Annotated in this window: 10 protein-coding genes; 6 read left to right on the top strand and 4 right to left on the bottom strand. The window is 57.5% G+C overall.

The window, feature by feature from the left end; all coding sequences use genetic code 11:
- The first annotated feature begins 108 nt into the window (after positions 1-108).
- From FY156_21945 to FY156_21920, 6 genes are all read left to right on the top strand, one after another.
- The gene (locus FY156_21945) at positions 109-1,368 is read left to right on the top strand and encodes an imidazolonepropionase (protein UXS04159.1); all 1,260 of its coding nucleotides are present in this window, start codon (positions 109-111) and stop codon (positions 1,366-1,368) included.
- Positions 1,365-2,900, top strand: coding sequence for a histidine ammonia-lyase (hutH, locus tag FY156_21940; GenBank protein UXS04158.1), 1,536 nt, complete (start codon positions 1,365-1,367; stop codon positions 2,898-2,900). The genes FY156_21945 and hutH overlap by 4 nt, the downstream gene beginning before the upstream one ends.
- A gap of 1 nt (position 2,901) precedes the next feature.
- Positions 2,902-3,717, top strand: a complete 816-nt coding sequence (hutG, locus tag FY156_21935; GenBank protein ID UXS04157.1) for an N-formylglutamate deformylase — start codon at positions 2,902-2,904, stop codon at positions 3,715-3,717.
- Positions 3,714-5,387: a urocanate hydratase gene (locus FY156_21930; GenBank protein ID UXS04156.1), complete on the top strand. Its 1,674-nt coding sequence runs from the start codon at positions 3,714-3,716 to the stop codon at positions 5,385-5,387. Before hutG ends, FY156_21930 begins: the two co-directional genes overlap by 4 nt.
- 130 nt (positions 5,388-5,517) lie before the next feature.
- Positions 5,518-6,534 carry an alpha/beta hydrolase gene (locus tag FY156_21925; protein ID UXS05200.1) on the top strand — a complete coding sequence of 339 codons (1,017 nt, stop codon included), beginning with the start codon at positions 5,518-5,520 and terminating at the stop codon, positions 6,532-6,534.
- A 60-nt stretch (positions 6,535-6,594) separates the two neighbouring features.
- A complete protein-coding gene (locus FY156_21920; protein ID UXS05199.1) occupies positions 6,595-7,134 on the top strand; it encodes a HutD family protein in 540 nt (179 codons plus the stop codon).
- 18 nt (positions 7,135-7,152) lie between these two features.
- On the opposite strand, the gene FY156_21915 is transcribed toward FY156_21920, so the two are convergent.
- The 4 genes from FY156_21915 to FY156_21900 form a co-directional block, all read right to left on the bottom strand.
- Positions 7,153-8,631 (bottom strand): M81 family metallopeptidase, encoded by a 1,479-nt coding sequence (locus tag FY156_21915; GenBank protein ID UXS04155.1) that lies wholly within the window; start codon positions 8,629-8,631, stop codon positions 7,153-7,155.
- 70 nt (positions 8,632-8,701) lie between these two features.
- The gene (locus FY156_21910; GenBank protein ID UXS04154.1) at positions 8,702-9,787 is read right to left on the bottom strand and encodes a D-TA family PLP-dependent enzyme; all 1,086 of its coding nucleotides are present in this window, start codon (positions 9,785-9,787) and stop codon (positions 8,702-8,704) included.
- 26 nt (positions 9,788-9,813) lie between these two features.
- The gene (locus FY156_21905; protein UXS04153.1) at positions 9,814-10,209 is read right to left on the bottom strand and encodes a RidA family protein; all 396 of its coding nucleotides are present in this window, start codon (positions 10,207-10,209) and stop codon (positions 9,814-9,816) included.
- Positions 10,210-10,552: 343 nt separating this feature from the next.
- Positions 10,553-11,926, bottom strand: coding sequence for an FAD-dependent pyridine nucleotide-disulfide oxidoreductase (locus tag FY156_21900; protein ID UXS04152.1), 1,374 nt, complete (start codon positions 11,924-11,926; stop codon positions 10,553-10,555).
- Positions 11,927-11,928 lie beyond the last annotated feature (2 nt).

Below are 11,928 nucleotides of genomic sequence, written 5' to 3'. Positions count from 1 at the left end.
CCCTCTCGGTTCGTGCAGAGCAGGGCGATCCATAACGAGGATTTTTCCAGCTTGCCAAGTCGACTATTATGTATATACATTTAGATCATAAAAGAAAGGCGAAAACAGATGCCCGGGAACAAATCTTCGAACGAAACAACCTCGCTTTTGTCCGAAAAGGTGTGGCGTAACGCTCGGCTCGCGACCCTCGACCCATCACTGACCGGCCTGGGAATCATCGAAAACGGAGCGATTGCCGTTCGAAACGGACGTATCGTCTTTGTCGGCGCGGAAGCCGCCTTGCCCGCCGACCTCGCCGACATAAATAAGACGATCGATTGCCAGGGACGCTGGATCACTCCCGCACTGATCGACTGCCACACCCATCTGGTCTTCGGTGGCAATCGCGCCATGGAATTCGAGATGCGTTTGAATGGCGCAACCTACGAGGAAATCGCCAAGGCGGGCGGCGGCATCGTCTCTTCCGTGCGGGATACGCGCACACTTTCAGAAGAAGCACTGGTGGCGCAGGCCCTGCCCCGTCTCGATACGTTGCTTTCCGAAGGCGTTTCGACCATCGAAATCAAGTCGGGTTACGGCCTCAATATCGAGACCGAACTTAAAATGCTGCGTGTGGCGCGCAAACTGCAGACACTTCGCCCGATCCGCATCCTTACCAGCTATCTTGCCGCCCACGCGACGCCGACAGAATACAAGGGTCGAAACGCAGATTACATCAACGATGTCGTTCTGCCCGGGCTTGAACAGGCCCATGCCGAAGGCCTGGTCGATGCCGTCGACGGTTTTTGCGAAGGCATCGCCTTCTCCGTGGAAGACATGCGCCGCGTGTTCGACAAGGCAAAACAGCTCGGTCTGCCCGTCAAACTCCATGCCGAACAGCTTTCCAATCTCGGTGGTTCCGAGCTGGCCGCTTCTTTTGGCGCTCTTTCCGCCGATCATCTGGAGTATCTGGATGAGAAAGGCGCGAACGCACTGGCCGAGGCGGGAACGGTTGCCGTTCTTCTTCCAGGTGCCTTTTATGCATTGCGTGAAAAACAGGCGCCCCCTGTTCAGGCATTGCGTGATGCGGTTTGCGACATCGCGCTGGCCACCGATTGCAATCCCGGCACCTCACCGCTGACCTCTCTATTGTTGACGATGAACATGGGCGCGACACTCTTCCGTCTGACCGTGGAAGAATGCCTGACCGCCACGACCCGCACGGCCGCAAAAGCACTCGGCCTCACCTCGGAAACCGGCACGCTGGAGGTTGGCAAGTCTGCGGACCTGGCAATCTGGGACATCGAGCGCCCAAGCGAGCTTGTTTACCGCATCGGTTTTAACCCGCTTCATAGCCGCATTTTCAAGGGAGAGACGGTTTCCCCATGACGATCACACTTCATCCAGGCGCGGTGCCGCTTACCGATCTCGCCAACATCTACTGGAACAACGGCGCCGCCAGACTTGACCGCTCGTTTGATGCCGGCATTGAAAAGGCTGCGCGGCGTATTGCCGAAATCGCAGCCGGCAACGCCCCGGTTTATGGGATCAACACCGGCTTCGGCAAACTCGCTTCGATCAAGATCGATGCTGCCGACGTTGCCACCCTGCAGCGCAATCTCATCCTCTCGCATTGCTGCGGCGTCGGCGCGCCATTGCCGGAAAACGTCGTTCGCCTGATCATGGCCTTGAAGCTCATTTCGCTCGGCCGTGGCGCATCCGGCGTGCGGCTGGAGCTTGTCCGCCTGATTGAAGGGATGCTCGATAAGGGCGTCATTCCCGCCATTCCGGAAAAAGGTTCGGTTGGCGCATCCGGCGATCTGGCGCCGCTTGCTCATATGGCAGCTGTCATGATGGGGGAAGGCGAGGCCTTTTATCAGGGCGCACTTTTGCCTGCAGCAGAGGCGCTGGCGAAAGCCGCGCTTCAACCGGTCGTTCTCGCCGCAAAAGAAGGTCTTGCCCTCATCAATGGCACACAGACGTCCACGGCGCTCGCCCTTGCCGGCCTTTTCAGGGCGCATCGGGCAGCACAGGCGGCGTTGATCACCGGTGCGCTTTCCACCGACGCGGCCATGGGTTCGTCCGCGCCTTTCCATCCGGATATTCACACCCTGCGCGGCCATAAAGGTCAGATCGATGCTGGTGCTGCCCTGCGCCAGCTTCTTGAAGGCTCCGAAATTCGCGTCAGTCATATTGAAGGGGATGAGCGTGTACAGGACCCCTACTGCATTCGCTGCCAACCACAGGTCGACGGCGCCTGCCTGGACCTTCTGCGTCAGGTCGCCCGAACGCTCGAGATCGAAGCCAATGCCGTGACGGACAATCCGCTGGTGCTCTCCGACAATTCTGTCGTCTCAGGCGGAAACTTCCATGCCGAGCCGGTGGCCTTTGCCGCCGACCAGATCGCGTTGGCAATTTGCGAAATCGGTGCAATCGCCCAACGACGCATCGCACTTCTGGTTGATCCCTCACTGTCTTACGGCCTACCGGCCTTCCTGTCGAAAAAGCCCGGTTTGAACTCAGGCCTGATGATCGCGGAAGTCACATCCGCGGCGCTGATGAGCGAAAACAAACAGATGTCTCATCCGGCCTCGGTCGATTCGACACCAACCTCCGCCAACCAGGAAGACCATGTTTCCATGGCCTGCCACGGCGCACGTCGCCTTCTGGCGATGACCGAAAACCTCTTTGCCATTCTCGGCATCGAGGCACTGTCGGCAGTACAGGGTGTCGAACTGCGCGGCCCGCTGAAAACGAGCCCCGAACTGCAGAAGGCGATCGACGTGCTTCGCGCCGAAATTCCATCCTTGGAAGACGACCGCTTCATGGCACCGGAGCTGAAGACAGCGGCAGAATTGATTGCGACGGGCGCGCTCGTTTCAGCAATCTCGACCAACATCTTGCCAAAACTGGAGGTTTGAGATGTCTGTCTTTGAACTGCAACGTGGCAATTCACCGGTCATTTTAGCTTTTCCCCACACCGGTAACGACGTGCCGGCGCCGATCTGGAACCGCTTGAATGACAATGGACGCATCCTCGCGGACACTGATTGGCATATTCATGAGCTTTATGCGGGTCTGTTGCCGGAGGCGACGACGGTTCGGGCAACGTTCCACCGATACGTCATCGACGCAAACCGCGATCCGTCCGGTACCAGCCTCTATCCCGGCCAGAACACCACCGGCCTTATCCCTGAGACGGATTTTGATGGGAAATCCATCTGGACTTCGGGAGAAGAACCGGATGAAACCGATATCGCTTATCGGCTGGAGACATTCCACCTGCCCTATCATGCCGCACTTGCTGCCGAGATTGAGCGTGTGAAAGCCCTGCATGGCGTTGCCATCCTTTACGATTGCCATTCGATCCGCTCGCATATTCCGTTTCTGTTCGAGGGCAAGCTGCCGGATTTCAATATCGGCACGGACATGGGCAAGACCTGCGATCCCGCAATCGAGAAGATCGCTGTTGACGTCACAGACACGGCGGAAGGTTACACCAGCATCCTGAACGGCCGTTTCAAAGGCGGCTGGACGACGCGCCATTATGGCAGACCGGAAACCGGAGCGCATGCCATTCAAATGGAGCTCGCCCAATCCACACATCTGCAAAAACAAGAGCCGCCTTTTGCTTATGACGAGCAGAAAGCCGGGCGTCTTCGTGCCCATCTGAAAGCCATTCTGACGCGCATCGAAAAAGCTGCGTCCGAGATGAAACCACAAGGGGAAACAGCATGAACAATCCGCGCCACAATATCCGCGATGTCCGCGCTCCGCAGGGCACCGAACTCAACGCAAAAAGCTGGATGACCGAAGCGCCGCTTCGCATGCTGATGAACAATCTCGATCCCGATGTCGCCGAGCGTCCGCATGAACTGGTGGTCTATGGCGGCATTGGTCGCGCAGCGCGCACATGGGACGATTTTGATCGGATTGTCGCGACCCTGAAGGACCTCAACGAAGATGAGACGCTGGTGGTGCAGTCGGGCAAACCGGTCGGTGTGTTCCGCACTCACAAGGATGCACCGCGTGTTTTGATCGCCAATTCCAATCTCGTACCGCACTGGGCGACATGGGACCATTTCAACGAACTGGATAAAAAGGGTCTTGCCATGTACGGCCAGATGACAGCCGGTTCGTGGATCTACATCGGCACGCAGGGCATCGTGCAGGGAACTTACGAGACCTTTGTGGAAGCCGGACGCCAACATTATGAAGGCAACCTCAAGGGCAAATGGATTTTGACCGGCGGTCTCGGTGGCATGGGCGGTGCGCAGCCACTTGCTGCAGTCATGGCCGGCGCCTGCTGCCTTGCCGTAGAATGCGACGAAACCCGCGTCGACTTCCGGCTTCGCACCCGTTACGTCGATGCGAAGGCTCACACGCTGGACGAAGCATTGGCGCTGATCGACCAGTGGACGAAAGCCGGCGAGGCAAAGTCCGTTGGCCTGATCGGTAACGCGGCGGACGTCTTCCCTGAACTCGTCCGACGGGGCATTCGCCCTGATATCGTCACCGACCAGACTTCAGCTCACGATCCGATCCATGGTTATCTGCCTGCCGGATGGACCGTTGCCGAGTGGCGCGCCAAACAGGAAAGCGATCCCAAGGCCGTTGAAGCTGCCGCCCGCGCATCGATGAAGGTGCACGTTCAGGCGATGGTGGATTTCTGGAACGCAGGCGTTCCCACCCTCGACTACGGCAACAACATTCGTCAGGTGGCCAAAGACGAGGGCCTTGAAAATGCTTTTGCCTTTCCGGGTTTTGTTCCGGCCTATATCCGCCCGCTGTTTTGCCGCGGTATCGGCCCGTTCCGTTGGGCTGCCCTGTCCGGTGACCCGGAGGATATCTACAAGACCGATGCGAAGGTGAGGGAGCTGTTGCCTGATAACAAGCACCTGCACAACTGGCTGGACATGGCGCGCGAACGCATCGCCTTCCAGGGTCTTCCGGCGCGAATTTGCTGGGTTGGTCTCGGCGATCGTCATCGTCTCGGCCTCGCCTTCAATGAGATGGTGAGGAATGGTGAATTGAAAGCGCCGATCGTCATCGGTCGTGACCACCTCGACAGTGGATCGGTCGCGTCCCCGAATCGCGAAACGGAAGCCATGAAGGATGGATCAGATGCCGTGTCCGACTGGCCGCTTCTGAATGCGCTGCTCAACACGGCATCCGGCGCCACCTGGGTATCGTTGCACCACGGCGGCGGTGTCGGCATGGGCTTTTCGCAACATTCTGGCATGGTCATTTGCTGCGATGGTAGCGATGACGCTTCCCGTCGCATCGAGCGGGTTTTGTGGAACGACCCGGCGACCGGCGTGATGCGCCACGCCGATGCCGGTTACGACATCGCGATCGACTGCGCGAAAGAACAGGGTCTTCGCCTGCCCGGCATTCTGGGAAACTGAAAACGAAAGGCTGCGGTGAAACTTTTGCCGGTTTGCCGCCGTATTCCTGATAGATGGTCGGAGCTCCGGTTCCGATCGTCGAATTTCGTGAAGAGTGTTCGGGGCGGGTATGACGATTTGGTCGGCGGCAATGGAAGATTTATCCCGCCGGCCTCGCAGGTTCATTGCCCTTTTCATGACGGGCATCGTCCTTACTGTCTGGCATGGGGTGGGCATGGCTTCGGAGACCAGGGATGATCGACCAGTGCGGATCGACGTCGGTGGCTACAAGCTCAACAGTTTGCTGGTCGAGCCAGGGCCCGGCGCCGATCTCCCCGCGATCGTCTTTATTCATGGCGCCAGCACCAGCCTTTACGATCCGGTCTTCGCGTTTCTTTCAAAACTGAAAGGCAGATCACGGCTGTTATTCGTTGACCGGCCCGGTCATGGCGGTTCCGACGCGGGTGGGCAAGACGCAATTCGGCCGGATGGCCAGGCGGATGCAATCGCTGAACTGATGCGCAAGCGCGGGATCTCGCGTGCCATTATCGTTGGTCACTCATTTGGAGGCGCCATCGCCGCAGCGCTTGTTATCCGTCATCCTGAAATGGTGTCGGGGCTCCTCTTCCTGTCGCCGGCGCTTTATCCGTGGGACAGTGGCATTGCTTGGTATTACTCGGCTGCCAGCGCTCCTGTCTTTGGGTCAATGTTCAGCACCGTGGTCGCACCGCCACTTGGCATTCTGGCCATAAACCAGGCGATACGCGGGGTGTTTGCGCCCAATACACCTCCTCCGAACTACATCAGGGGAACACGCGCGCTCAACGCGCTCCGACCAAACGCCTTCAGACACAATGCGCGGGAAATTTCAGCCTTGAGTGACTGGGCGCGGACCGCTTCGCGACAGTATCCCGCAATCAAGGCTCCAACGATCATAATAACCGGTGATGCGGACCAGATCGTTTCGGCCGAAATACACGCCCGACATCTCGCCAGAGACATCGCCGGATCGATATTGGTTGTCGTAAAAAACCTTGGCCATAAATCGGATTACGTTGCCGCCGACCTCGCGATCGCGGCAATTGAAAAGTTAAGCGGGCGAAGGGTCGACCTTAACGCATCTCGCAGAGAGATTGAAAAACGGATTGCCAATGACCGCAAACGCTGACGAAGCGATAGCTTGCCGGAGACCTCGATGAAATCGTTGCACGCCCGTGACTACAAACGCATGCCGTGGAAAAACGGTGGTGGTGAGACCGTGGAAATCGCCATATTCCCGGCTGACGCCTCTGTTGAAACATTCGAGTGGCGCATCAGTATGGCGACTGTCGCGAACGATGGACCCTTTTCGATTTTCCCCGGGATAGACCGTACTCTGTCCATTCTGCAGGGAAACGGCATGGCTCTTGCGATCGAGAACGACAATCCCGTTTTACTGACAAAGGCCAGCCCGCCCCTGCCCTTTCCGGCAGATGTTCGCGTCCACGCCACCCTTCCTGACGGAGCGATTGTCGATCTCAATGTCATGACACGACGCGACACATGGCGTCACAGCGTTCACAGGCATGTCGGCCCGTTGTCTTCTGCCGAGACAACGGCAACGCAAACGCTTCTTCTTGCCGTTGGGCCGGTCACGGTCTCCGGTGCCGGTGCCGTCCACCATTTGAAAGACATGGACGCGCTTATGCTGGAGACCGGGGTGAACATCTCTGTTCTCCCCGACAAGCCGGAAGGCAGCTATTTCCTCATCGAGCTCATTCGAATCTGAGTTGGGATCAAAGCACTCTCAGTCCAATCTGAGCGGATCGGCAATCCGTGGCCAAAGTTCAAGACTGGCCTTGCGGTAGTCTGTTTTGGACGGATCGGTGGGATAGGAGGTCGGCGCGGCAATGTAGACGATCTCCGAGGCGACCGGTGCAAACCCCGCATGGAAGTGGTTGGTGGATTTCACCAGCAACACATTCTTCTTTGCAAAATCGACGCCCAGATTGGAAAAGATATCCGGCTCATAAGTTTGCGTCCGGCTGGTGATCAAAATGATGTCGATATCAGTGCCAACCGGTCTGACGACCGCGGCACGGCCAAGCGTCACGCGGCTGTTTCTAAAACTCTGCCATCCTGCTTCAGCGGTGCGAACGACTCTGACGCGGAAATCGAGCGGATCTCCGCCCTGGGGACTGGATTTCCCACCGATACGAAGATCGATCTCGGCCCCCTCACCCGCCGCATGGCAAAATGACACGGCGATCGGGTCCCAGATCGTCGCAACACCGATGTTATCCATGCCGCGCTCGACCATACGTCGCAGGATATAGGTCGCGTCGCCGGCAACACCGCCACCCGGGTTATCCCAGATGTCCGAAACGACAACCGGCATGTCGGGCCTTGCGCGCAGAATTTCCAGCGCCTTGTCCAGTCCGGCCTCTGTTTCGAGCATCGGCATCGCGGTCTGCTTGCGCATACGATAGAGCTCATGGCCCAGTTTTTCGGCCAGTGCATCGCCCTTGGCCTTGTCGCCATCACTGACGACGATGATTCGTGTTCCCATGTCAGGCACATCACCAGCCATGAACCCGTGAATAACTGAAATGGAGAGAATGCCGTCCTTGCCTTCCATCGCCTTCAAACGATCGACGTAAGACCGCATCGGCTCGCGGCTGGTCGGATAGATGGTGATCATACGGCAATCGAACGTCGAGATGACCGGTCTGATCTCGCCACGAAGCGTACGCAGTGCCAGTTCAACGACGTGCTCTCCTCGTTCCTCGAAATCCGTATGCGGAAATTCGAGGAAGGTTGCCATGATATCGAGATTTTCGACACGCATGGGGGTCAGATGACTGTGCGGGTCAAACTCCGCGGCAATCAGGACATCCTTTCCGACCATAGAGCGAATTCGCGAGAGTAAATCTCCCTCAGGATCGTCATAACCTTGCGCAACCATGGCACCATGCAGGCCGAGGACGACGGCATCGACAGGCATGGCGGCGCGAAGCTCCGCAAGGATCGTATCGCGCAAGGTCTCGTAAGTTTTGCGCTGTATCAGACCCGCAGGTTCGGCCCAGCAGGACGTCCCCTCAATCACCGTAAAACCCTCCGCCCTGCCTCTGCGACGCAGGATCGGGACAGGCGATGAGCAGAGCGTCGGTGTTTCAGGATGCTCACCCGGGCCAGCATAAAAAGCAGCCTTGAACGCATCCATATCGGTCGGAACCGGAGAAAACGTATTGGTTTCTGTTGCGAGCGATGCCGTGAAGATGCGCATGATTTGGACTTCTCGATACGATTTCGTGAAAATGGCGAGAATGTCTCGCCATTTTATTTAGCCGGATAAATTACCAGACTGTTCCGCGCGCGGCGACGTCTTCGACACGGGTGACAATGCCGCCTCGATGAAAAACCATCCTGTCGAAAAGATTGCTGACAACGCAGGTATGATTGGGCGTGACCTTCACCACATCGCCGATCTCCGGCTTCATATCGCAAGCTGAAAGATCGACAACGGCATGCTCTTCAGAAAGGGAGATGATACGCGCCGCGTCGTAGCCTTCGATCAGGCCGTAGTCACTGAAGCCAAGCAGATCCGATGTGAGTGCTTTGGAGCCCGCATCGAGAACGGCACGGTCCGACGTCGGTCGAGATACCACCGTCGCCAGGACACACATGGCAAGATCGTCCACAGTGCAATGGCCCGCACGCACCATGCTGCGGTCGTTGTAGACATAGGTGCCAGCACGGTGCTCGGTGGCTGAAGGCACAAGATGGGCCGAGAAGAAATCCGGCGAACCGCCACTGGATCGAACCTGGCAGTCGATGCCTTTTTCTGCAAGCAGAGCCATTGTGCGGACAATGAAGCCTTCGACTTTCTCCGCGCCGCCCGGTGCCGGGTATGTCAGGATACCTTTGAAAGTCAGTCCGGGCGCCGCAGCAATCATTTCTGCCAATGCAACAGCCGCTTCCGGCGTCTGTACACCGCATCGCTTTCCGCCTGTATCGCATTCCACAAGGACGCAGAGCGGCCTGGATGCTTCGAATGTCTCGGCAAGACCGGCAACCGTATGAGCGCTATCGGCGACGACGCAAAGCTTGCCGATCACCGCATTCAGTGCTTTCAGCCGTGCCAGCTTCTCCGCGCCCATAATGTTATAGGTTATAAGTATATCATCGAAGCCTGCCTCGGCGAAAACTTCTGCCTCAGTCACCTTCTGACAATTGATCCCGATGGCACCGGCCTCAACCTGCTGACGCGCAATCGCCGGGATCTTGTGTGTCTTGATATGCGGACGGAAACTCTTACCATGGCCGTTCAGATAGTCCTGAGCCCGGAGGATGTTGGCAGCAAGCCGATCCTCGTCGATGACAGGCATTGGCGTTGCGACTTGCTCGAGTGGTGTTCCCTGAACGGGCCATGGATATGTCATAACGGAGTTCCGCAGAGTTTCGGTATTTAGGCCAGAGGCTTGTAGGCAATCACGTCCATTTCAACTTTCGCATCCACCATGAGAGGTGACTGCACGGTGGAACGCGCCGGAGGGTGATCAATAAAGTGCTTCTGAAAGACAGCGTTGAAGCTGGAGAAGTCTCTGGCATCGTCGAGCCAGACATTGACTTTGACAACGTCAGCGAGCGTGCAATCGGCAAGTGCCAGTACGTCCTTGATGTTAGCCACGACCTGCTCCGTCTGTGCGACAATGCCACCCGTCACCACTTCACCGTCAACAGTGGGCACCTGACCGGATACATACACAAAATCACCTGCGCGAACGGCTTTCGCAAAAGGGCGGCGCTGCCCGCCTGCCTGGCTATCCGCGGCTTCGAAACGGATCAACTTGTGTTCTGACATCGGTCCTCGCAAACAATTTTCATAGAAAACAGGATATTTGGTGATTTGTATCGCATTTCAGCAGTGCACGCCACAAATTATGTAAATTATTTAGACGTCGGAATGCTGTGCTGATGGTCACGCTATTCCAGCACGTCAATAGCGAGAGATCATCGGACAGTGTGCTTCTGCGCACGGGAAGGCGTAGTCAAGACTGAATACGCCAGATTCCGGGGGAGAGTGATGTGCGTTAGCGGCGAGTTAGCCGCGGCTAACTTCACCCTCAAATAGCGGCAACGCAAACATGTGCGATGTCCGTAACAGGACTTTGCCTCGGGACATCAACCCAAGACTATTACGATTTCTATGCCGCGCCCCCGGCGATGCTCGCCTCGACCCGATTTGCAACTGTTTGCGCAATCTTTTGCGCCTGAACGCGAATATCCGGGACCGCGGTAATTTCCCAGAAACGGCCGGCCGTCAAAGCACCGGCAGCGAAAAGCCCGCCCCATGCGCCGCCGTCTGGCATCAATAGACGCGACTCCCCATCTACTTCGACCCCGAGTCCCAGTGCATCGAGCGTGATCACGTCGTCATTCTTCATCATCTGAAGAAGCGGCGAGTGGCCGATACCCGCGCGCTCCATACCGGTACAGTTAACCACCCAGTCAACCTCCAGGGATATCACATCCTGCGTATGCCTACGGCGATACCCGACAGCCACGCCGTCTTCGCTTTGTGCGAATGACCGCAGATAACCTGCGTGAATTTTCACGACACCTTCGTCACGAAGGCGCGCAAATACCTGATGAACTTCCGGCGCAATCCGGTGCCGGTGAATGTTCCACCACGGCAACGCGTGACGCAGGAAGCGGCTACGTTGCGTAGGTGTCAGGCGCTGCCAGAGCGCCTGCGTTTTCGGACGGAGCCCATCCATCACACTACGCCAGGGTTCTCCGTTCCGCACCTGCTGACGTAACGCCGACAATAGCGCGCTGATCTCTGTCGTTTCGTCAGGCAACAACGGCTCTTTTGGTGTCAGTGGCGGATTCAAGTGGGGATGCGGCGCAAGCCCGCGGCGTGACAAAACATGGATGGGGCCTCGATGCCCCTTCCCGCGCAGCGTCATCACTTGATCGATCATCGTCAATCCAGACCCGAGAATACAGACGCGGTCGCCGGAGCGCACACGGGACAACCAGCCTGGAGACCAGCAGTGGCTAACAATATTCGCTGGCTGGCCATTGCTTGTTTCTACCGGCAAACTCGCCGCGCCAAGACCGAGACAAAGAATGACGTTCTTCGCCGTCATCGTCTCACCATTCTCAAGGCAGAATGAGAAACTGTCCACTCCGTCGGGGCGACATGCCGACGCTTTCGCGCGCACGAAGTCGACACGCACCCGCTGGTCGCGGCCTCTCAGAAGAGACGCCAGCCGGTCTCTCAAATAAAGCCCATAGTCACCGCGTGACGCGAACGCCAGTGGATCGCTGCCAATCCCTTTTTCGGCAAGCCAGTTCAGGAAATCATCAGGGCGCTCTGGAAACAGACTCATTCGGCCGGCCGGAACGTTCAGTCGATGGAACGGTAATTCCGTCCGGTAAGCTGTTCCGCGCCCGAAGTCCGTGTCATCTCCAACGATGGCAATGGAAGCGTCAGTGGGCAGGGACGACAGCAACTGTATGGTTACAGAGATAGCCGAGAACCCCGTCCCGACCACGGCAACGTCGTACGACATCT

It is taken from the genome of Agrobacterium tumefaciens, from assembly GCA_025559845.1.
Classification (GTDB): Bacteria; Pseudomonadota; Alphaproteobacteria; order Rhizobiales; family Rhizobiaceae; genus Agrobacterium.
Note: the sequence above shows the minus strand (reverse complement) of the source record. Positions and strands in the feature narration are given on the sequence as shown.

Excerpts from the sequence above, each read along its gene's own strand:
- FY156_21945 (UXS04159.1), top strand. The coding sequence starts at position 109 with ATGCCCGGGAACAAATCTTCGAACGAAACAACCTCGCTTTTGTCCGAA.
- hutH (UXS04158.1), top strand. The coding sequence starts at position 1,365 with ATGACGATCACACTTCATCCAGGCGCGGTGCCGCTTACCGATCTCGCC.
- hutG (UXS04157.1), top strand. The coding sequence starts at position 2,902 with ATGTCTGTCTTTGAACTGCAACGTGGCAATTCACCGGTCATTTTAGCT.
- FY156_21930 (UXS04156.1), top strand. The coding sequence starts at position 3,714 with ATGAACAATCCGCGCCACAATATCCGCGATGTCCGCGCTCCGCAGGGC.
- FY156_21925 (UXS05200.1), top strand. The coding sequence starts at position 5,518 with ATGGAAGATTTATCCCGCCGGCCTCGCAGGTTCATTGCCCTTTTCATG.
- FY156_21920 (UXS05199.1), top strand. The coding sequence starts at position 6,595 with ATGCCGTGGAAAAACGGTGGTGGTGAGACCGTGGAAATCGCCATATTC.
- FY156_21915 (UXS04155.1), bottom strand. The coding sequence starts at position 8,631 with ATGCGCATCTTCACGGCATCGCTCGCAACAGAAACCAATACGTTTTCT.
- FY156_21910 (UXS04154.1), bottom strand. The coding sequence starts at position 9,787 with ATGACATATCCATGGCCCGTTCAGGGAACACCACTCGAGCAAGTCGCA.
- FY156_21905 (UXS04153.1), bottom strand. The coding sequence starts at position 10,209 with ATGTCAGAACACAAGTTGATCCGTTTCGAAGCCGCGGATAGCCAGGCA.
- FY156_21900 (UXS04152.1), bottom strand. The coding sequence starts at position 11,926 with ATGTCGTACGACGTTGCCGTGGTCGGGACGGGGTTCTCGGCTATCTCT.